Below are 23,724 nucleotides of genomic sequence, written 5' to 3' on the forward strand. Positions count from 1 at the left end.
TCATGTTAAAAATTAAATATTTAGGATTAATTGTATCGAGTTTGATCTCATTTCAAGCCTATGCCAATGCACAACCTTCACCGTTCCAATGGGAAACTGAAGATGGTTTAAAACAATTGAAATTAGGCGGTTTTGTCCGAACCAATTATCGCGATGAGCGATGGGAAAGCCCCAATAATGGCAAATTTTTGTTTGATAATGCCCGTTTAAATATTAAGGGAAAATATGATCAATTTTATTTGGATGTAAGTTATGCCTTCCAAAGTGATCATAAACGTTCTGTTGAACATGGTTTTGTCGGGTATAAGCCTGATGACAATAATGATTTTCAGGCCGGAATTATTTATAAGCCTTTTGGAATTTATCCATTCCCAGAGCATGCATGGACTTTCCCGATCCCATTTTTCTTAGGATTTGCCGATAGCGTAGCGCCGGGATTGAGTTGGAAAAATACCTCGCCAACACATGATTTTACCGTGGCGTATATGCCAATCATGAGTCCAGGCAATATTCGTTATTCGCCAGAGTCAGGTTCGGCGGATAAATTGGATAATGTGCTGCCTCACCAACAGCAATATCTCAATGAAAAAAGAAATCAGCTCAATCTACGTTATGCCCATAAAATGGATTTGGAATTTGGTAAACAGGAGTTTGGTGTCAGTGGGGCATATTCACAATTGCGTAATAAAGCGACGGATAAAAATGGCAATTATTATGCATTTGGAGTGCATGGCTTAAACAATTACGAAAAATGGAATGTGCAAACTTCAGCGATTCGCTATAAATATGATGCAAAAAACCCAGAGGGTTTAAATAATGATCAAATTTTAATGCAAGCGAATGGTATAACACCTGCTTATTTTGTCGCAACTGAAGGGACGATTGGTTCTTTTAATATCGGTTATACCCAACCTGTGCAAACCAAGTATTTCCCTAATTTAAAAACTGTAAAATTCTATAATGATTATAGTGTGTTATGGAAAGACAAAGCTGGTTGGGATCGCTCGCAAATGGACACCTTTGGAGTGCAGTTTAATGCAATGCCTTTCTTAATTTGGGTAGATGGAAGTGTCGGGAAGAATGTCAATGTGTTGGGTGGGGCTAAAAACGCAACTGGCTATACCTCGACGAATTCAGACTATAGTAATGACTGGAAATTTAGGTGGAATATCAACGTTGGATATAACTTTTAGTCTTGACCTATGAGGGAATAAATGGAATTGACAGCCAATAATCTGGTCGAAGCAGTGATTTTAAATCGACATTCTGTACGTGCATTTACAGATCAGGCTGTAGATCCTGAGATCATTCAGGATCTGCTGCGAAAAGCCAGTTATGCACCCTCTGGAACCAATACGCAACCGTGGAAAGTCTATGTGGTTCAGGGCAATAGCAAATTGAGGATTAGCCAACAAGTGATTGCAGCGGCGGATTCCATTTATTCTGGTCAAAGTTCAAGAAGTGAATTTACTGCCCCTTATCTTTATTATCCTGAGCAATGGTTTGAACCGTATATTAGCCGTAGACGGGAGAATGGTTGGGGGATGTATGCTGTACTGGGCATTAGTAAACAACAACGACAGGAAATGCATCAACAACACCTTCGAAATTTTAAGTTTTTTGATGCGCCTGTTGGTTTATTTTTTACCACGCATCGTCAATTAGAAGCGGGCGCAAAAATGGCGATCGCCATGTTGATGCAAAATATTATGTTACTTGCAAAAGCGCAGGGTTTAGACACCTGTCCCCAAGCATCATGGAATGATTATCACAAGATTATCATGCCAATTTTATGTGCTACAGATGATGAACAATTGGTTTGTGGCATGTCTTTAGGCTATGCCGATGTGAATGAGAAAATTAATTCTTTTCATCCCTCGCGACTCAGTCTTGAAGAATTTGCTGTATTTTTACAATGAACAAAAAACAAAGAGATATCAGATGATATCTCTTTGTTTTACTAAATATAGATCTTAAAGTGTAGCAGCGCTTAGCTGACTAACTTTTGCGTTTGTTTATTTTGAATATTTTTGGCTAATTTATAACATTCATCTACATGCGCTTCAGCAACTTTTTTCATCACAATATAGCCTAAACTTGCTGCAATGATTGAGCCACCCAATGGGATAAATTTGGTCACTTGTTTGGTAATGATTTTAGCCGCCATATTATTTAAGGATGCCTTTACCGCTGTACGCGCAACCACTAAGCCTGAAAACTCAAAACCACGTTTACGTAATTCATTCCAATGAATTTTCTTGGTTGCAGGATCATATACACTGATTTGATCTGGTGCTAAACCAAAGCGGGCATTGATTTCAGGAATCAGAAGCGACAACATCCCGACATCAATCACCACATCTAAAAACGGAACAGGAATCACTGCGACACCAGCAGAGACATAAGAGCGCTTTTTCACTTGCTCCAAGCATTCATCACGAATTTGTTCTAGGTTTAAGCTTGGATCGATTGCGTCTGGAAGTTTATCAATTTTCATAAAACAATTACCTTTGTTTCAAGCTTTTTTTCATATTTTTGAAAACGCATGTTTAAGCTTGAAATTGTGAAGTTATTTCCAAATAATGTTTTAAAAATGCCATAGTATGGTGTTGTTGTATAGTGGCGAATGTTTATGTTTTGTGCATAAACGTAGACAATAGAAGATTGAAAGTTGAGGAATTATGGCCATTCATGTGATTCAAAGCCAACGCATTGATGTTTTGGTGCAAGGGCTTTTGCAAAATACCATTCGGCCATCCAAGAATCCTTTTGCAGTCTTGCAAACACAACATTTTATTGTCCCAAGCCCTGCGGTACAAGAATGGTTGAGCCAGCGTATTGCTGAACAACAAGGCATCAGTGCCAACAGTCAATTTCATCAACGTATTCGTGGTTTTCAGTGGTTTGCTTATCAGCAAGTTTTAGACGACAAAGACAAAGTCCGTAAAGCCAATATTCCGCGTTTGATTATGAAGTGGCGAATTTATCAAACGTTGAAAAGTTTTATTGAGCAGGATGAAAATAGCTTAGCCCAAGAGCATCCTTTGCATGGCATTATCCAGCGTATTTATGATGCAGCCTCGCAACTGGAACAAGGTTTAGAAAAGCAACTCAAAAAACAAAGTATGTTGTATTGGGTCTCTGAACAAGTGTCAAAATTGTTCAGTCACTACATGCTGTATCGTGGAGACTGTCAACGCGGTTGCCAACAGAACAATGGACAAGCATGTAGTTGCCCAAGCAATTGGCTAGGGCAGTGGGGACGTGGTCAAGCACTTGACCTCGAACAGCAATTCTTTAAAACCAATCAACAAATTTCAGTATTTACTTTAAATCAAGCACAAGAACTGGAAACTTGGCAACGTTGGTTGTGGCAACATACATTTCATGATGATTTTATTGAAATGCAAAGTATTGATCATGATTTTTGGCAAATCATGGATGATGAGGTACAACGCCCTCAAGCCTTAAAGAAATTACCCAGCCAGCTGATTATTTTTACTTTATTGGACTTGCCACCGAGTCAATTACAGTTTTTAAGACGACTGGGACAATATTTGGATGTGGTGATTTTACATTACAACCCATCACAAGAATATTGGGCCGACAGTGTCGATCCAAACTGGAAAAAACAATATGATTTGCGGGTAAAGGCGCGTTTTGTCAGTAAGTATCCCAAAGCGACCGATGCAGATATTCAAAAGTTTTTTGATGAATTTACTTTGAATTTTAATGCGGAAATTCGTGAATCACGACATCCATTATTAACCCGTTTTGGTAAACAAGCCCGTGATCACTTTTCGATCTTGTCCAATCTGTCTTCAGGTGAAGAAGGGCAATGGGTGGATGCCTTTGTCGATGAAGAACCGATTCATTTATTAAGTAAATTACAATCAGATATTTTGTATTTGGTTGAGCCTGAACCGCATGCTTATCTAATTGCCCAAACGGATGACTCGATTCAAATCCATGTGTGTCATTCGTCTTTACGACAGCTTGAAGTGTTAAAAGACCAGTTGGTTGCTTGGTTGATGAAAAGCACTGCTGAACAACCACATCGCCCAAGTGATGTTTTGGTGTTAGTGCCCGATTTAAAACAAATTGAACCACTTATTCGCAGTGTGTTTCCGCATACACCAAACCAAGACAGTATTTATCTGCCAGTGAAGATTGCTGGAGTAACGCAACTGGATGCCAATAATGCTTGGCGTGCTGTTTTAGGTCGGATTCAATTGGTGGAAGGTCGTTTTAGTGTTGAGGATTTCGCAGATTGGTTAAGTTTAAATGCCACGCAATTACGTTATGGTCTGGATATTTCAAATACAGAAAGAATGATTGAATTATTGATCAATGCTGGGTTTAAACGTGGTCTAGACGCACAACATTTACGACGATCTTTAAGTCAGGATGATGAAGATTTCCGTTTTAGTTTTAAATTTGCCCTTGATCGTTTGGCTTTAGGTATTGCGATTCCAGAGCATACGATTTTTGAAAATACTCTAAGTTATGCTCAAATTTTGCAAAGTGATTTTGAGTTAGTGGCTAAGCTGATTCAGATTTATCAAGATTTTGATGTGCGCCGTGACTGGATGATTGCGCATGAGTTGGGAAAAAATACCACGTTAAAATGCAATGTTGAGGCGTGGTTAAAACTGCTGATGCAAGACATTGTTGAGTTTGAACAAGCCGGTGTTGAGTCGTTACAAGTCGTACGTGAAATTGTCAAAAAACAAGAGCGTATGCTGACCTTAGCCAGTTTTTATGATGAGCACGCGCAACCCATTCTTAAAAATATTTATTTACCTTTACCTTATCTATTGAATGAAATTCAAAATTTATTAGAAGGTCAAATCGATCAGGCTTTACCGACAGGACAAATTACCTTTAGCCAAATTGGCCAGATTCGTCCTTTGCCTTATAAGTTGATCGTCCTATTAAATTTGGATGGGGGTAAATTTCCAGATCGAAATGTACATTTACCCTTTGATTTAATGCAAATTCTCAAGCCGCAGTTGGGGGATCGCTCCCGCCTAGATGATGATCAAGGCGCTTTCCTCGATGCTTTGTTATTGGCGCAGGAAAATCTATGGTTATTCTATAATGGCTTTGATGTGAGTGATGGTGAAGTTCGTGAGCCATCCAGCGTGTTACAGGAATTGATCAACCATATTGCCCTGATTGCCCAATCTGAAACGGCATTATCTAGGGACAATAAAGATATCAGTCCTGTTGATCAGATGATTGAGCTGAAGGGGATTCAAGTCCCTGAACATTTACAGTCTTTATATCACATTCATACCTTACAACCTTTTGATCCAAATGGTTTTGAGTCAACAACACCGCTTCGTTTTCAAGATCAATGGTTCAATGTTGCACAACACATCCGTCAAGCGGAAATGCTTGCTAAACGTGAGGCTTGGGCAAATACACAATATCCTGTTGTTCAAGAAGAGCTCACTGTTTTGGATGCGCGACAGTGGATTCAAGATGTCACTTTCCCAGCACAGTTATATTTAAAAACTTTAGGCGTAGAGAATCTGCGCGCAGAAGATATTCCCGCAATGAACGAACCCTTAATTCTGGATGGTTTGGCACGTTATCAGATTCGAGATTTCTTGCAGAAACAATCGACTCATTCTGCTGAAGACTCTTGGTCTCAAGAGATTGGATTACTGCAAAATCAATTACCCATTGGTAAGGTTCAGCACAGCGCATGGCAAATCAGTTTGGCGGAGCAAGACAGTTTAAAAGAGCGGTTACAGCGTTATGCTGCTGATGTGACGGTGACAACGCAACGGCAATGGCGAATTGACGCTGGTTTGGTCATGAATATTACTGTACCTCAGCAAGCAGGGCAGCATTGGGTGAGTTTGGATGCGTCAAGCGGTCGTGCTAAACGTCGTGCCAAAGTTTGGTTAGAATATTTACTTTGGTTAAGCTATTTAAATGTCGATGCTGAAAAGTCTAAAACACTACAACGTATTGCGGTATTTAGTGATGTCACGATCATCAGTACTGGGTTAAGTTCAGAACAGGCGAAAGCATATTTATTGCCGTGGTTTAAAGCATTTGCCTATGCCCAATCGGAACCTTTGGTTCTACCTGCTGCTTTGTTATTAAAGCCCGCTGAAAATAATAAGCAGTTGCAATGGTCACTCGGGACGGTTGAAGCTGGCTTAGCTGAACATCGTTTAAATGAACGTAGTTTAAATGCGGATACACAACATCATGTGGAAAGTATGTTGATCGATAACTTTGCAGATCTTTTAAATGAATGGAATAAAAGCGATGCGTTTCTACCTTATGATTTGACTGAAATGGAATGGAGTAAAAAGCATCGGGATTGGCAATTTATTTTGCAAGAACAAGATGCGACCGCATTGTTAAAACATGCCTGTGATCATTTTGGCTATGCGTTGTATCAGCCGATTTATCAGCATCAATTTGTTGCGGAGGAATAAACATGACTTCCGTAAATTCACAGTTACCGGCAGCACAAAACGGCACAGCCAAAAAAGTTTCGATTCAGCCGATTGAAGATATGCAATTTGCCGGATTGCACTGGATCGAAGCTTCAGCAGGTACAGGTAAAACCTATACGCTCTCAAGCTTGATGGTGCGGATTTTTTTAGAAAAATACTTACCGAGCCAAGTCATTGCAACCACATTTACCCGTAAAGCTGCGGCAGAATTGAAAACACGTATTCGCTTACGATTACAGGAAACATACCGCTATTTTGACTCATGTCGTGAATTAACCGAAGCGCAAGTCTTGACCAAAGCAGCCCAAGAGTCAGATCCATTATTTTCTAAAGTGTTAAAGATGTTTGCCTCACGGATTGCATATGCCTGTGAACGCTTGAAATTGGTGATTGATCAACTGGATGAACTTTTTGTCGGGACTTTAGACAGTTTTAGTCAGAAATTACTGCGTGAGTTTGCTTTTGAAAGTGGCAAAATTGAGCGGGCTGAAATTACTGATGATGCGAAAAGTTATAGTCAGCAATTGATTCATGATGTACTTCGTGCATGGATTCAAAAACAGCCCCAAGATATTGTGGATAGCTTGATGTTTGCGGGCGAGTTACATGGTGTCGATTATTATGTTGCAACGGTGGAACAAAGCTTAAATTTTGCCTCGGCAAATTTTATTGAGCCTAAATTTTCCAATGCAGATGTTCAGCTATTCCAACAGGCGATTGAACAGCTTGCCAAGATTCAACTGGATCAATTGCAGACTTTGCAAAGTTATTATTTATTGGATGGTGAGTTTTATAAATTTGCGAATGGGACAAAATTTAGAAATGATCGATTGAATCGTATTTTTGCCAAGAGCTTGCCGCGAATTATTCAAACCCTACAACAGCATGAATATAAGCATTATCTAAGTTCAAAGCTGAGTGTTGAAAAGTCCGACTTTGCAACCTTGATTAAGGTGATTCGGGAGCAGCAAATTTTTAAAAAAGCCGCACCTGAAAATGTACAATCCGATTTTTATCAACACACGCTTATTCAACAATTACTCAGTATTTATGCGCAGATTGAGATATATGAAAATCAACTGCTTGGAACCAATACGTTCTTAAAATACTATTTGGCAAAAGAAGTTAAAACACGTTTACCTCAAGTGTTACAGCAAAAGGGTGAAACCACCTTTGCACAACAAATTCGTACCCTTGCAGAGGCTTTGCAAGGTGAACAAGGCCAGCGTTTTGCGACCTTTGTACATGCGCGTTATCCACTGATTCTGGTCGATGAATTTCAGGACACCAACCAAGATCAAGATGATATGTTGGCACAAATTTGGCGGCATCCCAATCGTGTCAAACAGGGTTGTATGATTATGGTCGGAGACCGTAAACAGGCAATTTATGGTTTCCGTGGTGGGGACATGTTGACCTTTTTAAAAGCACATCAGGATGTGTTTGGTAAAGCAGGGCATGAATATAATCTGATTTTTAATCATCGCTCAGTCAAGCCTTTGGTTGAAGTGGTTGATGCCTTATTTCAACGCCAGATGGATTTTGGTGAACAGGTCTGGTATACCCCAGTACAAGCTGGTCCTCGTCCGCATCCCGATTTACTGGATCAAGGCCATGTCAATCCACAGCCTTTAAGGTGGATCAAGCTTGAAGATAAAAATCAAGAAGCTGAACAAGTGGCATGGAAAATTCGCGAGCTACTGAATCAGGGTATTCAAGGCAGCTTATATTTTATTGAAAAATCAGTGCATCGTGCAGTAGATGAAAATGATATCGCCATCCTCTCCAAAAACCATGATGGCTTAGATAAAGCACAATCCGCGTTGGAATTTTTAGGGATTCGAACCAGTCGGCCCTCGAAAAAAAGTGTTTTTGAAAGTCAGATTGCAGGTGATGTTGGGGCTGTGCTTGCTGCAATTTTGCATCCTTATCAAGAAGCCAAAGTAAAACGGGCTTTGTTAAGTCGCCTGATCGGCTTTGATTTAAAAGCGTTGATTGCCTTGGAACAACATGCCGATGGTTTGAGTGTCTATATTGAACTGTTCGATCAGATTCGTGAGATGTGGCTCAATCAAGGGTTTTTAACGGCTTGGCAATATCTGCTTAACCAATTTTCTGTCTGGACAAAATTGGTGGAAAAACACAGTCGTGACAATGAACGTGTGGTGGTGAATTTACGTCATTTAACAGAGTTATTGAGCCAGCACAGTGAAGACTATCAAGGTGCACAAAATCTTTATCATTGGTATTTAAAACAACTGACTTCACCGATGGAGAGAGAGTGGGAGATGGAACGGAAACTGTCCAATGAGGCAGGGGTTCAGTTGATGACCATTCACCAATCCAAAGGGCTTGAATTTAAGTTTGTGTTTTTATTGGGCGCTGATAAAGACTTTAAAGAGATCAATAAAACGCTGAATTTCTCGACGGTTGAACAGCTGAATGTACGAACAGGACAGAATGAACAACAGCGTGTGGTGGCGATCAATGATGCCAATCTACTCGATAAAAAAGACATTGAGCAGCACAATGAGCGCGCTTTAGCAGAACATCACCGTTTGTGGTATGTGGCATTGACCCGCGCCAGTTATCGGGTGTATGCAATGCTGAGTGATGTAAAGGAAAAATCTACAACAGGACTGGCATTTTGGCGCGGTCAAGGCGAAAATACGTTTCAGCATGCTGGAACTGCCATGCAAGCTTTATTGACCAAACGCCCACCACGTTTAGAAAAGGCTAAGAGCGATGTTCAATTGCCTTTACTTGCACAAGTCTTTCCTACTCAACGTTTTTATCCGCGGGGTAAAACCAGTTTTAGTGCTTTGGCTCAGCATTTAACTCGGCAACAAATTCAGGATGCTTTGGCCGTTTCTGAACAAAAACAGGATCGAGCAGAAGATGAAATTCAACAACCCATTGTTGAAATCATTACAGATGTGGTTCCTAGTCAACCGCTTGCATGGATCAAAGCCAATTTCCCAATGGGTACAATTGCAGGAAATTTCCTACATGAAATTTTTGAGCATATTGATTTTAAAGATACGCATTATTGGCGTTTGGAAATACGTCGTCGCTTTAAAAATGATTATTCAAGTTTATGGACGGAGTTACTGGAAAAATATCAGCAAGCGTTTCTCAACGACAATTCGAGTGAGGGCATTTCTCAAACAGAACAGGCTGTAGAAGAGACGCTGATTGATTGGATGGCTGAGTGGCTACAGGATGTTTTATCGACTCCGATTCTCAGTCATTTTAAAATGGGGCAACTTGAACCACATGAGCATTTAGCTGAGTTTCCATTTTATCTGGCCCTTTCAGATCGAGTTTTGGCAATTAAACGTATACATCAATTGTTTGATGAGCATGCCATTGCAATGCCTGAGTTTAAAGATGCCAATTCAGCACGTTATTTAAATGGGTCAATTGATTTGGTGTTTTTTGATGGTCAGCAATATCATATCGCCGATTATAAAAGTAATTTTTTGGGTGTAGATCAGCAAAGTTATTCATTTGAAGCTGTTCAGGACAGCATGTCACATGCCAGTTATTGGCTACAGGCTTCGTTGTATTTGGTAGCATTGCATCGTTATTTGAAAATCCAGCTCGAAGATTATCAAATTGATCGTGATCTGGGAGGTGCAACCTATTTGTATTTACGTGGTATGAATGGTCAAAGCGGACAAGGTTACTACTTCTGGCGACCCACGACGGAATTTATTTTAAGACTTGATGCCATATTGGGCTATTTTACTGAGGATAAATCCAGTTGAATCGTGTGAATAGTTGCTTGAACATCTTTGCAAACAATAAGTTATTCTGTGGATAACTCTGTTGAAAACCTTGTAGATAACTCTGAGGATAACCGTGTGGAAAATAAACAGGATTTAGAAAGCCAAGTCCCGCAATGGATTGAGACTTGGAGTAAATACATTTTAGCGCAGTATTCCACAGCTTCAGGATTAGATGAACAGGCACTTGAATTAGTACAAGAAATTTTATTGGCAACCACACAAGGAGATAGCTGTATCTCCGCAGAGGCGCAAAACACCGCCTTATTAAAGCCATTGATTGTAGCGCATGATATTGAAGAACCTGATATTGTAGAACATGGTTTAGCTGAAACAGTGGTTGCACCATTTGTGCAACAGCATGGCTTGATTTATCTATATCGTTATTGGCAACTTGAGCGCCGTTTGGCGATACAAGTGGCACGGTTAAAACAGCAGAAGATTCAACATGTTAGTGTTGTTGCGTTTGATTCGCTTCTCACCGATCCACATCAAAAAGCTGCTTTAACTATGGTGGCAGGCAATGCTTTTAATATTATTACTGGCGGACCAGGTACAGGTAAAACCTATACCTTGGCTAGAATCATTGCAGTATTGCAGCAAACCATTCCTGATATTCGTATTGCAATGGCTGCACCGACAGGCAAAGCCGCACAGAGAATGGGGGAAGCATTACAAAAATCATTGAGTGATCCAAAACTACACAGTTTTGGACTGAACCAACATCAATTTAATCCTATGACCTTACATCGATTATTGGGCTTGGGAAATCAGCATATTCCTCGTTTTAATCTGCGACAGCCATTGCCTTATGATGTGATCGTGGTTGATGAAGCATCGATGCTAGATTTAAATTTAGCCACGATGTTATTTGAGGCGATTCCTGAACATTGCCGTTTAATTCTTTTGGGCGATGCCAATCAGTTGGCTTCTGTGGATGTCGGTTCGGTGTTGGCAGATTTACAGAATGTACAATCATTACAGCACAATCGGCTCAATCTACAGACCAGTCAGCGTTTTAAAGACGGTGCCTTAATTGGAAAAATGGCGCAGTTTATTCAATCACAGAAAAATCAAAGTATAGACCGTGCAGAATTATTGGCGAATTTTGAGCAAGAGATTGTTGAGGCGAGTGCGCTTAAACCCGTTGAACTCAAAGCAAATATGCAAGATGTGATTCAGCTTGAATATCTGCCTGAAAAGATTTTGCCAGCAGATCTAATCCAGTATTACCAAAAACTCAGTTTAGGTTTTCAAGCTTATTTTCAAAGTTTAAACAGCTATCTGATGGCCGAAGAGCCTCATCATCAGATTGAAGCGGTGACACAAGCATTTGACCTCTATCGTATTTTAACGGCTGTTCGGCATGGTGCATTGGGATTGAATAGCTTAAACCATGAAATGGAAAAAGCATTATTTGAATATCTTCCAACATTGGCTCGTTATGGTGATTGGTATGTTGGGCGTCCTGTGATGATGAGCTATAACGATTATCAACTTGGTCTTTCCAATGGAGATATCGGAATTTGTCTAAAACATCGCCAGTATGCTGATCAATTTGAAGTCTATTTTCCCAGTTTAGACAAATGGATTGCTGCAACGCGTTTGCCTAAATCGATGCAAACCGCTTTTGTTTTAACCATTCATAAATCTCAGGGCTCAGAATTCACCCATACCGCCGTGGTTTTGGATGTTGCAGCAACCCGCTTGTTGAGCCAAGAGTTGATTTATACCGCCATCACACGGGCCAAATCAGTGGTGAGTTTACTGGTCGATCGACAAGCATTTATCCACGCTTTAGACACTGCCACAACCAGAATGAGTGGATTGGTTAGCATGATTAACACGGCATAGTTATTTTGTAGTTTTTATTGATAGTTTATCTCTATGTACGAAATTGCTTACATGAATTCGAGAGATTTGCGCATAGAGCTTCTTGTTACTTTTTGAGATGATGAAGCCATAAAGAACTCAGCAAGGATCGTTGAGTAAAATCGCAAAATAATAACAATTTAAAGTCGTGAGACTGCGAACTTACATGAAAGTAAGTGATAAGAGGAAACTTACAGCCGCTAAGCCTTGTAGTTTTGGGAGAGACTACAGGGCTTTTTTATTGAAATTAAATTCTGAATTTTTTACTTCAAAGAGAATCAAATTATTTAAATTTAGTAGGTTTTTTCAAAGGCTACAACCATTGCCTCTATGTACGTTATTTCTCACATAATCTTGCGGTAAATGCGACTTCTGTTCAAAGTCTGTCACAGGCATAATAAGTCACATAAGGACATAATTGGTCACATGGTTGTGAAATGAGTGTCATGTACAAAAACAAAAACTGCTTAGGGTACAAGCAAATACTATAAATAAGATAAGCACAATAACTAAACAAGAAACTACAGCGCAAAGGAAAAGCCCTAAGAGTAATCTTAGGGCTTTTTCATATTTTATCTGTTGCGTTTAAACCAAAATCGCTGTTTAAACTGACAATTTAAACCAATTCGGTTTCTGTTCGATCTGTGCCAAATAATGCTCGACGTTGTGTTTTAGGGATTTTAGGGCACTGGCTAGAAATTTGATAAAGCGTTTGCGCCAGAGCAGGAATATGTGTTCCAACTACAGCTTTGCCTGTATTTAAAATACTGACGCTAATATCACGCTCTGGATCAGCCCAGCAGAGAATATTGGAAAAGCCTAAATGACCAAAAGCTTGCCCCGTCATTGGCCCAAATATACCCACTGGGTTACTGCCGAGCATAGGCCCCAAAGCATAGCGCATCGGTGCAAGTAAGGTTCGGTCGATGTTGGTGGTTGAGGTGGGCAAAGTTGCACGAAATACCGTTTCAGGACTCATGATTTGCTTGCCATTATATTGACCGCCATTCAATAACATCTCAAAGAAGCGATTGGCTTGTTCAGCACTGGTGTAAATATTGCCCGCAGGGCATACCGTATCCATAAAACGTGGATCATTGGTCACATCGACAGCAAGTTGTAAGCCACCACCGAGCACATGGTTTAAATATAAGTCTGTACCGAGTTTAGGGTGTACACCAGTCGGATAATTTAAAGCAACTTGATCTCTATATTCTGGTTTTAAGCCATAGTTAAAAAACTGCATATCCATCGGTTTTTCAATATGTTCATGTAAAAACTGACGAATATCTTGCCCTGTTACCCGCTCAATCAATTCACCTAAAATATAGCCTGCAGTAACAGCGTGATAAGCCAAATGGGTACCAGCCGGTGAAATGGGTTGTGCAGCGTAAAGGTGTTGTAAAATTTGATCTTTGTCAAAAAGCAGTTCTGGAGTGACTTCCATTTCTATCCGTGGAATTCCACCACGGTGGGACAATAAATGGAAAATTGTGGCACGGCGCTTGCCATTTTGTGCATATTCAGGAATGTAATAACTGATCGGATCTAATAGATTGATTGCACCTGTTTCATCTAACATGTGAATCAACATTGCTGTAATTATTTTTGATGCTGAAAATAAGCAAATCGGGGTGTCTGGATTGGCAAGTACTGCATCTGAAGCCAGACCATCGGCAGAATTACCAGATGCATAACCCAGACTACGATTGAGAATAATCTCACCTTTGCGTCTTAAGCACATGGTGATCAGGGGGTGGTTGCCTGTTTGATACAGGTTTTCAATACTTTGCCAAATCTTTTCAATTTGTTGTTGGGTCATCCCTCCCAGTTCTGGAGAAACTTCATTTTTGCGCTGCGTGATACTGCTTAAGTCCTTGGGTACATAGCAGGTATTGGTTGAAAACAATTTCACAATCTTTTTCCATGATTATTTTTATTCCACGGCAGTGTGAACTGAGTTGAGCATGATGTCAGTGTCCCAATTGCCATGCGATTTGTAAAAAAAATGCAATAGTTTTGTAATTAAGCCTTATGGGATATGGTTGTACGATATTTTTGCAATCTCACCCCACTTCCTTTAAAATAGGCGACTGCTGTAGTGATGCACGGCAGTTAAATTGATTTTGAAGAATCAATTTGATTTGTATCAAATATTTAAATTAAGCATCTCGGAGAAATCGAATGGCTTTAACAAACGCAGATCGCGCAGAGATCGTTGCAAAATTCGCTCGTGCTGAAAATGACACTGGTTCACCTGAAGTACAAGTTGCTTTATTGACTGCTCAAATCAATGATTTGCAAGGTCACTTTAAAGAACACAAACACGACCATCATAGCCGTCGTGGTTTGATCCGTATGGTTAACCAACGTCGTAAGCTTCTTGACTATCTTAAAGGTAAAGATGCTACTCGTTACAGCGATTTGATTGCTGCTTTAGGTTTACGTCGTTAATTCGATTTAAACTTTTATTTTCGGATTATTGCATGCTGAATGCTGTACTGATGAAAACTAAAGTCTATCCAGTATTTACTGGATAAAAGGGAAGGGGCGAATATTCGCTCCTTCTTCGTGTTTAAAATTAGTCTAACTAAAGATTTATTGTCTAGTGAGGTCGGCTTCTAAGCTTTGTCATTTATGCGGTTGATGTGAATGCCAAACCTTAGGGGTCTCCACTAGAATAAAATTAGGAAACAAAAATACATGTCAATGTTTAATGTTATTCGTAAAGAATTTCAATATGGTCAACATCAAGTTGTACTAGAAACAGGTCGTGTTGCTCGTCAAGCAAACACGGTTCTTATTACAATGGGTGGCGTAACAGTACTGGTTGCTGTTGTTGCACAACCTACTGCTAAAGCGGGTCAAGACTTCTTCCCACTTACAGTTAACTATCAAGAAAAACAATATGCTGCGGGTCGTATCCCAGGTGGTTATGGTAAGCGTGAAGGCCGTGCTTCAGAAGCAGAAACTTTAATTTCTCGTTTAATTGACCGTCCAATTCGTCCGTTGTTCCCAGAAGGGTATTACAACGAGATCCAAGTTACTGCAACAGTTGTGTCTTCAGACAAAACTATGGACGCTGACATTGCTGCAATGTTAGGTACGTCTGCTGCACTTGCAATCGCAGGTACACCTTTCCGTGGTCCAATCGGTGGTGCGCGTGTTGGTTTGATCAATGGCGAATATGTCCTTAACCCAAATTTAGAACAACTTGCTCAATCTGACCTTGACCTTGTCGTTGCTGGTACAGAATCTGCAGTATTGATGGTTGAATCTGAAGCAAAAGAACTTTCAGAAGACCAAATGTTAGGCGCTGTGCTTTTCGGTCATGACGAAATGCAAATTGCGATCCAAGCGATTAAAGAGTTTGCTGCTGCCGCTGGTGCAACAGAATCAACTTGGACTGCTCCAGTTAAAAACGAAGATCTTCGTGCAAAATTAAAAGACGCATTTGAAGCTAAAATCTCTGAAGCGTATACCATTGCTGTTAAGCATGACCGTTATGCTGCTTTAGATGCACTTCAAGCTGAAGCAACGGCTCAATTCGTTCCTGAAAATGACGAAGCTGGTATTGCAGATGACTTAAACGAATTATTTGAAGATCTTAAATACCGTACTGTACGTGACAACATCCTTTCAGGAAAACCACGTATCGATGGTCGTGATACTAAAACTGTTCGTGGATTAGACGTACAAGTGGGTGTGTTAGATCGTGCTCATGGTTCATCATTATTTACACGTGGTGAAACTCAGGCGTTGGTTACAACGACTTTGGGTAATACACGTGATGCGTTGATGGTTGATACCTTGTCTGGTACAAAAACTGACAACTTCATGTTGCATTACAACTTCCCTGCATATTCTGTAGGTGAAACAGGTCGTGAATCTGGTCCTAAGCGTCGTGAAATTGGTCATGGTCGTTTAGCACGTCGTGGTGTACAAGCTGTTCTTCCACCAGCTGATCGCTTCCCGTATGTGATTCGTATTGTATCTGACATTACTGAATCAAATGGTTCATCTTCAATGGCTTCTGTATGTGGTGCTTCATTATCACTTATGGATGCAGGTGTTCCTCTTAAAGCGCCAGTTGCGGGTATCGCAATGGGTCTAGTAAAAGAAGGCGAGCGTTTTGCTGTTCTTTCTGACATCTTAGGTGATGAAGATCACTTAGGTGATATGGACTTTAAAGTTGCTGGTTCTGCAAACGGTATTACTGCGCTTCAAATGGATATCAAAATCGAAGGTATCACAGAAGAAATTATGGAAGTTGCGTTGAATCAAGCCTATGCCGGTCGTATGCATATTCTGAATGCAATGAACCAAGTGATTTCACGTGCACGTCCTGAAATTTCTATGCATGCGCCAACATTCCAAGTGATCAACATCAATCCTGATAAGATCCGTGATGTGATTGGTAAAGGTGGTGCGACAATCCGTCAAATCACAGAAGAAACAAAAGCAGCGATTGATATCGAAGATAACGGTACTGTACGTGTATTTGGTGAAACCAAAGCGGCTGCTCAAGCTGCGATTGCAAAAATCCAAGCGCTTACTGCTGAAGTTGAACCAGGTAAAATCTATGCTGGTCGCGTAATTCGTATTGTTGAATTTGGTGCGTTTGTAAATATTATGCCAGGTACAGATGGTTTACTTCACATCTCGCAAATTTCAAACGAACGCGTTGCAAACGTGACTGATATCTTGGCTGAAGGTCAAGACGTTAAAGTTCAAGTTGCTGACGTAGACAACCGTGGTCGTATTAAATTAACTATGAAAGATGTAGACCAAGCATAATATTTGCAAGGTTTAAATCCTTTAGGGTTTGATTAAAATTTAATACAGAAAAGATTGCCTTGTGCTTTGCCAAAGTTACAACTTTGGCTTGCTCAGGGCTTTTTTTATGGCATGATGCATAACAAGAAAGACCAAAAATATCGTGAATATGCAAAGCTTTTATTTTTTTCAACACACAGATGAACCTTATACCTGTATACAAAAAGAGCCTGTTTTTAATGCAGAGCAACAATTTGTCTGGGTGGATTGTACCCGTGAAGATGTGGTCAATCGTGCTGAGCTATGGCAAAAAGAAATCTATAATGCGACCGAAATTCACCTCAATGAATACCATATTCGAGATATTTTAAATATCGAACATCCATGCGCATTTGATGCAATGGAAGATTATGATTTATTGATTTTTCGTAAATTAATTACCCCAGATGATCAAATCGATAGTGGCGAAGATGCCCTTGAACAGCATGATCGTGTTTTTGGTTTGGCGTCCTCGCCAGTCAGTTTTATTATTACTTCACAAGCTTTAATCACCATTCATGAAAAGGGCAACCATGCTTTTGAGAGTTATCTTGCCCGTATTTTCAATATCATGAATAAGAGTTTAGAAGAACAGAATAAACCACGTAAATTACCGACTACGCCTTTAGATTTAACACTGCGCTTGTTGAATAGTATGATTGATGGCTATTTAGATTTACGTAATCCTTTGTCTCGTCGCGTTGAATTTTGGCAACAAGAACTATTGCAAGGCAATCGCCGTTTTACCAAGTGGCATCAACTGTTTCAGGAAAATCTGGTTTTTCAACAAATTGAAAATTTGTGCGAAGAACAAATAGATTCCTTACAGGAACTTCGAGATGAAATTGTTGAAAATTATGCGCATTTAAAAGGTAAAAAACGCACTGAGAAGCAGGACATTATGCTGGTTCGCGTGGATGATCTGGTTAGCCATGTTGAGCGTATTCAAAAATATACGGTACGCTTAAGTACCGCAATTCAAACTGCAATAGATTTACACTTTTCTGCAATCGCCAATCAAACCAATGAGAATATGCGAATTCTTGCGATTATTACTGCGGTGTTTGCGCCATTAACCTTATTAACAGGGGTATATGGAATGAATTTTGAGTTCATTCCAGGTCTACGTAGCCCGATAGGTTTCTGGGTGATGCTGGGTGTGATGTTGGGCTGTACGATTGGGCTGTTAATCTATTTTTACCGCCGTCATTTGGTTGGACGCGGTGAAAGAAGTGTGATTGATATGTTGGCACAACAACATAAAAATCAGCACGTCAATTTACTCTGGTTTTTAGATTATGAACCGATCAAACAAACCATGAAAGAAGTCGAAAAAATCACAAAACTGAAATAATTAAGCATTATTCTAGTTGAGGATTTATCTGAGCTGTCTTTTGTAAAATTAAGTAGAGTTGATCTTTTAATCTTAATTTTTTCCGCTTGAGCTGCTCAATATTTTCATGAATATGATTGAGTGGATCAAGCTCAAGGTGACTGATTTCACGATCAAGTTCATCGTGGTCAATCAAAAGTTTAGCAAAATGCGGATCTTCTTGTTTTAAACTACACATGAGATCGCGGTGTTCTGGGAACATGTGTTTCAACTTTTTATTCATTACTTTCGAATTCATCAGAGCTCATTAACCTCTTTGTCAGAAAATTCTAAACGAAAAAACAAAAACGGAGAGACAAGTTCTCCATCATGACAGGTTAAATATTAACCTGTCACTAGGCATTAACATTTTGAAATGAATTAATGAGTATGAAGGTGAAGATGTTTGACTTGTTTACGCAATTGTTGAACTTCATCAAGTAAATCCATCATCTTATTCATTACTTTCGAATTCATCAGAGCTCATTAACCTCTTTGTCAGAAAATTCTAAACGAAAAAACAAAAACGGAGAGACAAGTTCTCCATCATGACAGGTTAAATATTAACCTGTCACTAGGCATTAACATTTTGAAATGAATTAATGAGTATGAAGGTGAAGATGTTTGACTTGTTTACGCAATTGTTGAACTTCATCAAGTAAATCCATCATCATTGCAACGGCAGATAAACTGGCTTCAAAGTCACGTTGTAAACGATAAGCACGACGTGCGCGTGAGATGTCTTCTCCAAAAAATTGATGAATACGGTCTTCAGGACGTGCAGGTAAAATTTCATATTCAAGCAATTGCAAAATCCAATCCGGACTTTGACCGCATGCCTCAGCAAAGTGCTTGAGATCTAGATTTAGGTTTTCATCCACGATTTCTGCATCATGGAAACCGTCATAGACAATTTCACGATATTGAATAGTTGTCATGATTGCTCTCCTTTAGCAAGGCTATGTTGGTATCTATAAAATTATGAACGGGGATTAAAGTCAGTAAAAGCATCAGCAAATTGTTGATAGGCTTTTTGCTGTGTTTCGGTGGTTGCTTTGGGATAAACAATATTGATCACCAAATAAAGATGACCTGGAGTTTTATGCGGTATCCCTTTGTCTTTTAAACGGAGTTGCTGATTGGGTTTGGCATTTTGTGGCACAGTAACTTTTACTTTACCTGCTGGGGTATCAATTTCAATACTTTGACCAAGTGCTGCTTCCCAAGGTGTAACATCAACTGTGTAATAGACATCAGCACCTTCAACACGGATACGGTCAGTGTCTTGGTATTGGATCTCAATATAAAGATCGCCATTTTCACCACCGTTAATTCCAGCTTGCCCTTGTTTTGCAAGACGGATTTGCTGGCCTTCTTTCATGCCTTTCGGGATTTTAACTTGGAGGGTTTTCCGTTGTACCTCGGGTTCACCATAGGCATTATAGGTTGGGATTTGTAAGGTGATACTCTGAGTCGCGCCTTCATAACCAATGCTTACAGGAATTTCAATACTGGCATGTTGATCTTCACCCTTATAGCTGCGCTGTTGCTGAGAGCCGCGTTGCCCAAAATCTTGTTGATGTCCACCGCCAAAACCGCCACCGAAACGTCCAAACAGATCTTCAAAACCACTAAAATCTTGACCACCACTGCTACTGTACGAACGATGGAATTGGCTACCATCAAAACCACTTTGTCCTGTAGATTGCCCTCCAAACCCACCTGTATTGGCATAGGGGTTGTCGAGTTCAAAATCGTATTGCTTTTTCTTTTCTTCATTACTTAAGGTGTCGTAGGCGACATTGATGGTCTGCATTTTTGCTTCAGCATCGGCTTCTTTACTCACGTCAGGATGATATTTACGTGCGAGTTTTCGATAAGCTTTCTTAATTTCGTCTGGTGTCGCATTTCTAGAAACACCTAAATCTTCATAATAATTTTTTGCCATACTTAAGGTCATTATTTTGTTTAACTTTATTCTAGTTTTATGCCTTTTTGGCTACAGATGGAAGAGCAACTTAGTGTGGTTATTGTTTCAAAACTTATCTAGCACAAAAGCCCGCTTATTGCTGATAAAGGTGGTGTTTCATGTTCTAGGGGCTTTGTGTGTTCAGGTTGGTACTTTGGATAAGTAAATGACGATTCCAAATAGCTATTTAACCTTTTAATTTATAAAACTTGCTGATTATGCTTTGAATTTTAATTGAAAAAAAGAGCAAACTGAATTTGCTCTTTTCTTGGTAAAAATCGATAGTTAAATTTCTGCAAATTTAAACCATTCAGATCTTAATAGATTAACTCAAATGCTCACCAAACAGATTCAAAGCTTCTTTTGCAGTGAACTGATATTTTTTATTGCAAAATTGGCAATCCATTTCAATTGGATTTTGAATTTCTAGGGTTTCTTTGACCGCATCTAGACCAATCTGGATCAATGCATTTTTGCATTTATCGCGTGAACAGGTGCAATTGAATTGAAGCTGTTCAACGTCTGGCAGACGAACTTCTTCTTCATTGTATAAACGGTAAAGAATTTCTTGTGCGGTTAAATCCGTCAATTCTTCAGGCTTTAAGGTCTGCGTCAACATAATCAAACGTGGCCATAAATCTTCATCTACACGTTGTTGTTCTTCTTCATTATTACGAGGTAATAACTGAATCAGTAAGCCGCCTGCATTGTGATGGGTACTTGCCAAGACAATACGTGTTGGGATTTGTGCAGAAAGGTCATAATACTGCATTAAACAAGCCGCAAGCGTTGGTTGATCAAGTGGCACAATCCCTTGATAACGTTCACCAAACTCAGGTTCAATATTGATAAATAACACAGGTTGTTGCAACGTGCTGAGCACAGTACTGCTGTCTTCACTCAACATAAAATGCGGATCTTCTTCATAGTCTGCAAGTGCACGTACATCACCTAAATGGTTGCATTCAGCCATCGCCCATTTGAATGTACCTTGTGCTTGAATTTGTAAGCTAATACGTCCTTTAATTTTTAATGTGCTTGCAAGTAATGCTGTTGCACTCAACATTTCACCCAATAAAATGCGCACAGCAGGTGCATAATTACGCTGCGATAGAATCGTTTGTAGTGCTGTATCTAAATGTACAATTTCACCACGTACAGGGCTATCTTCAATATAAAAACGTTGACGTAAATCAGACATAAAATTCTCCAAATCCCTGTTTAGATGGTGGCGATATTATAAATCACAAGTTTATTTCACCTGAAAAACGCTGCATCTTAAAGTTAATTTTCGTCATCACGCATAATATTAATACGATCATGCTTGGCATGTGTGGTTTGAGCTTTTGCTGTGGGTCTTTCTAAGCCTGATTCATCCAAATCTGGAACATCTTTGTATTGTTCAGGATTGTGGTTTTCAACTTGCGCATCGCTTTCAAACAGGTGCTCAAGCTCCGAAATAAAGTCCCGATAGCTTTCAAAAAGCTTTTGCTCATCGGTATAAATACGCTGTTGACGTGTTAACAGTTCTTCATCGTAGTTTCTAAATAGCTCAACACTATCATAGGCCTCTTGTTTACTCATGCCCAGTTCACACAATGCTCGATAACCCATCCCCAATGAAGTTAAATAGGTTTCACGCCAAATATGTTTAACTCCGACATCACGCAGGAGGTGCATGTGATAACGATCTCGTGCTCGAACCAATAAGGTAAGGTTTGGATAATTGAGCAAAATATGTCGCGCAACATTCATTGAATCTTCAACATTATCAATTGCCAATACAAAAACCTTGGCCTGCTCAATTCCGGCTGCACGGAGTAAATCGGGTTGAGTCACATCGCCATAATACAAAGTACCACCATAGCGTCGAACAAAATCAATTTTTTGTAAATTATTATCAATGGCGGTAAAAGTAAAATGACGGATACGTGCCAAACGAGCAACAATTTGCCCTACACGACCAAAACCAGCAACAATAAGAGCAGGGTGTTCGTTGGGAATCTCATCGTATTTCGGCGCACTGTCTTTATTGATTAATGGTAATACTTGCGTACTTACCAGCCAAAAGAAGATAGGGGTCAGTACCATGGATAAGGTCACAATTAAGGTGATGGGCTCCATGATTGCTTCAGCCAGTACTTTTTCGCTTTTTGCCACGTTTAATACCACAAAGGCAAATTCACCCCCTTGGGCTAAACAGGTTGCGACCATTAAACTGTTGGTCCAACTCATTTTTTTATAACGTGCAATGGCTGCCATCACGATCATTTTGATTAGGATTAAACTGACTGCGCCACCAATAATTAGTAATGGCATATCTGCAATTAACGAGATTTGTGTGGTCATTCCCACCGTCATAAAGAATAAACCAAGCAATAAACCTTTAAAGGGCGCAATACTGGCTTCAAGCTCATGACGGAATTCAGAGTCAGCCAGAAGCACACCTGTTAAAAAAGCGCCTAAGGTTGTGCTGATCCCGAGTGTATCCATCAACAACACCACACCCAGCACAATAAATAGGCCAACAGCTGTGATCAGTTCTGTTGCACCACTTTTTGCCACAAAGCGGAAAAATGGTCGCATCACATAACGACTAAATAGAAATAAACCCGTGAACGTGGCGATAATCGCAGCAAAGTAAGCAACGCCATGATGACTCGATTCACTGCCTGCTAAGAGAGGGATGATGGCAAGTAATGGAATCGCAGCAATATCCTGAAACAGTAAAATCGAAAAGGATTGCTGACCATGAGTGGTATTGAGTTGTTGTTTTTCTTCCAAAAGCTGTAAAACAAAGGCGGTTGAAGAAAGTGCTAAGGCAAAACCAATCACAAAACTTGCGGGGAGTGATTGTTGAAAGATTAAATAGATGGTTCCCATCAGCACTAAACCAGTAACCCCGACCTGTAAACTTCCCATCACAAAAATGGATTGGCGCATTTCCCATAAACGCTGTGGGCGAAGTTCTAAACCGATCAGGAACATCAGTAAAATCACCCCAAATTCTGCAAGGTGCATGATTTCCTCTGGATCATTGGCGATGTTAAACGCACTTGGACCCAGAAGTATTCCTGTAAATAAGTAACCCAGTACGGTGGCGATACCGAGTTTTTTCCCTAAAGGAACCAGGATTAATGCTGCACCAAGGAAGATGGTGATTTGGAGTAACAGTGACATTCACTTGCCTTAAGTTTTTTTCTTTCTTTAGAAATTGTAGCGTGATTTTGTGATTGACTTGGATATATTTATTAAGAAATTGTCTTTTTACCCAATAAAAAATTAAAAGTGATGAGAGAGGTAGGGGAGTGGTTCTATAAGCTCACTTAACGATGACATGCTTATCGCCATGTAGTAGATCCATTGCGCGTAGATAAACGATGCAAAATGCACAAGCGGTTTAATTGAGACCAGGTTCATTCTCTC

Annotated in this window: 15 protein-coding genes; 8 read left to right on the plus strand and 7 right to left on the minus strand. The window is 39.8% G+C overall.

Going from position 1 to position 23,724, the window contains the following annotated elements:
- The first annotated feature begins 2 nt into the window (after positions 1-2).
- On the plus strand, positions 3-1,193 hold the full coding sequence (locus PYV58_RS01655; protein ID WP_034616371.1) for a hypothetical protein: 1,191 nt from the start codon (positions 3-5) through the stop codon (positions 1,191-1,193).
- 21 nt (positions 1,194-1,214) lie between these two features.
- Positions 1,215-1,919 (plus strand): nitroreductase, encoded by a 705-nt coding sequence (locus tag PYV58_RS01660; RefSeq protein WP_034616368.1) that lies wholly within the window; start codon positions 1,215-1,217, stop codon positions 1,917-1,919.
- A 71-nt stretch (positions 1,920-1,990) separates the two neighbouring features.
- Here the strand turns inward: PYV58_RS01660 and PYV58_RS01665 are convergent, their stop codons facing one another.
- Positions 1,991-2,497 carry a hypothetical protein gene (locus tag PYV58_RS01665; RefSeq protein WP_004725502.1) on the minus strand — a complete coding sequence of 169 codons (507 nt, stop codon included), beginning with the start codon at positions 2,495-2,497 and terminating at the stop codon, positions 1,991-1,993.
- Positions 2,498-2,681: 184 nt separating this feature from the next.
- On the opposite strand from PYV58_RS01665, the gene PYV58_RS01670 reads away from it, so the two are divergent.
- The 3 genes from PYV58_RS01670 to recD all read left to right on the plus strand — a co-directional run bounded on the left by PYV58_RS01670 (position 2,682) and on the right by recD (position 12,124).
- Positions 2,682-6,461: an exodeoxyribonuclease V subunit gamma gene (locus PYV58_RS01670; RefSeq protein ID WP_034616366.1), complete on the plus strand. Its 3,780-nt coding sequence runs from the start codon at positions 2,682-2,684 to the stop codon at positions 6,459-6,461.
- Between the two features lie 2 nt (positions 6,462-6,463).
- Positions 6,464-10,252, plus strand: a complete 3,789-nt coding sequence (locus PYV58_RS01675; protein ID WP_034616357.1) for a UvrD-helicase domain-containing protein — start codon at positions 6,464-6,466, stop codon at positions 10,250-10,252.
- Between the two features lie 96 nt (positions 10,253-10,348).
- Complete coding sequence (gene recD, locus PYV58_RS01680) at positions 10,349-12,124, plus strand: exodeoxyribonuclease V subunit alpha (RefSeq protein WP_034616355.1); 1,776 nt, start codon at positions 10,349-10,351, stop codon at positions 12,122-12,124.
- Positions 12,125-12,758: 634 nt separating this feature from the next.
- On the opposite strand, the gene PYV58_RS01685 is transcribed toward recD, so the two are convergent.
- Positions 12,759-14,057, minus strand: coding sequence for a serine hydrolase domain-containing protein (locus PYV58_RS01685; RefSeq protein ID WP_004725512.1), 1,299 nt, complete (start codon positions 14,055-14,057; stop codon positions 12,759-12,761).
- Positions 14,058-14,326: 269 nt separating this feature from the next.
- Here PYV58_RS01685 and rpsO point away from each other — a divergent pair, with 269 nt between their 5' ends.
- The 3 genes from rpsO (at position 14,327) to PYV58_RS01700 (ending at position 18,311) form a co-directional block, all read left to right on the plus strand.
- Positions 14,327-14,596, plus strand: coding sequence for a 30S ribosomal protein S15 (gene rpsO, locus PYV58_RS01690; protein WP_004725514.1), 270 nt, complete (start codon positions 14,327-14,329; stop codon positions 14,594-14,596).
- A gap of 255 nt (positions 14,597-14,851) precedes the next feature.
- On the plus strand, positions 14,852-16,939 hold the full coding sequence (gene pnp / locus PYV58_RS01695) for a polyribonucleotide nucleotidyltransferase (protein ID WP_171066865.1): 2,088 nt from the start codon (positions 14,852-14,854) through the stop codon (positions 16,937-16,939).
- 148 nt (positions 16,940-17,087) lie between these two features.
- Positions 17,088-18,311 carry a magnesium transporter CorA family protein gene (locus PYV58_RS01700; RefSeq protein ID WP_034616347.1) on the plus strand — a complete coding sequence of 408 codons (1,224 nt, stop codon included), beginning with the start codon at positions 17,088-17,090 and terminating at the stop codon, positions 18,309-18,311.
- Positions 18,312-18,318: 7 nt separating this feature from the next.
- Here PYV58_RS01700 and PYV58_RS01705 read toward each other — a convergent pair whose 3' ends face one another.
- The 5 genes from PYV58_RS01705 to PYV58_RS01725 form a co-directional block, all read right to left on the minus strand.
- Entirely contained in the window at positions 18,319-18,588 is a 270-nt protein-coding gene (locus PYV58_RS01705; RefSeq protein WP_004725519.1) for a DUF465 domain-containing protein, read from the minus strand.
- A gap of 340 nt (positions 18,589-18,928) precedes the next feature.
- The gene (locus PYV58_RS01710) at positions 18,929-19,267 is read right to left on the minus strand and encodes a chaperone modulator CbpM (RefSeq protein ID WP_004725521.1); all 339 of its coding nucleotides are present in this window, start codon (positions 19,265-19,267) and stop codon (positions 18,929-18,931) included.
- 41 nt (positions 19,268-19,308) lie between these two features.
- A complete protein-coding gene (locus tag PYV58_RS01715) occupies positions 19,309-20,277 on the minus strand; it encodes a DnaJ C-terminal domain-containing protein (protein ID WP_034617833.1) in 969 nt (322 codons plus the stop codon).
- 346 nt (positions 20,278-20,623) lie between these two features.
- Complete coding sequence (locus tag PYV58_RS01720; RefSeq protein ID WP_004725526.1) at positions 20,624-21,499, minus strand: Hsp33 family molecular chaperone HslO; 876 nt, start codon at positions 21,497-21,499, stop codon at positions 20,624-20,626.
- Positions 21,500-21,582: 83 nt separating this feature from the next.
- On the minus strand, positions 21,583-23,478 hold the full coding sequence (locus tag PYV58_RS01725; protein ID WP_004816746.1) for a monovalent cation:proton antiporter-2 (CPA2) family protein: 1,896 nt from the start codon (positions 23,476-23,478) through the stop codon (positions 21,583-21,585).
- Between the last annotated feature and the right edge of the window lie 246 nt (positions 23,479-23,724).

This window comes from Acinetobacter sp. TAC-1 (assembly GCF_029025845.1).
In the GTDB taxonomy this organism is placed as follows: domain Bacteria; phylum Pseudomonadota; class Gammaproteobacteria; order Pseudomonadales; family Moraxellaceae; genus Acinetobacter; species Acinetobacter guillouiae.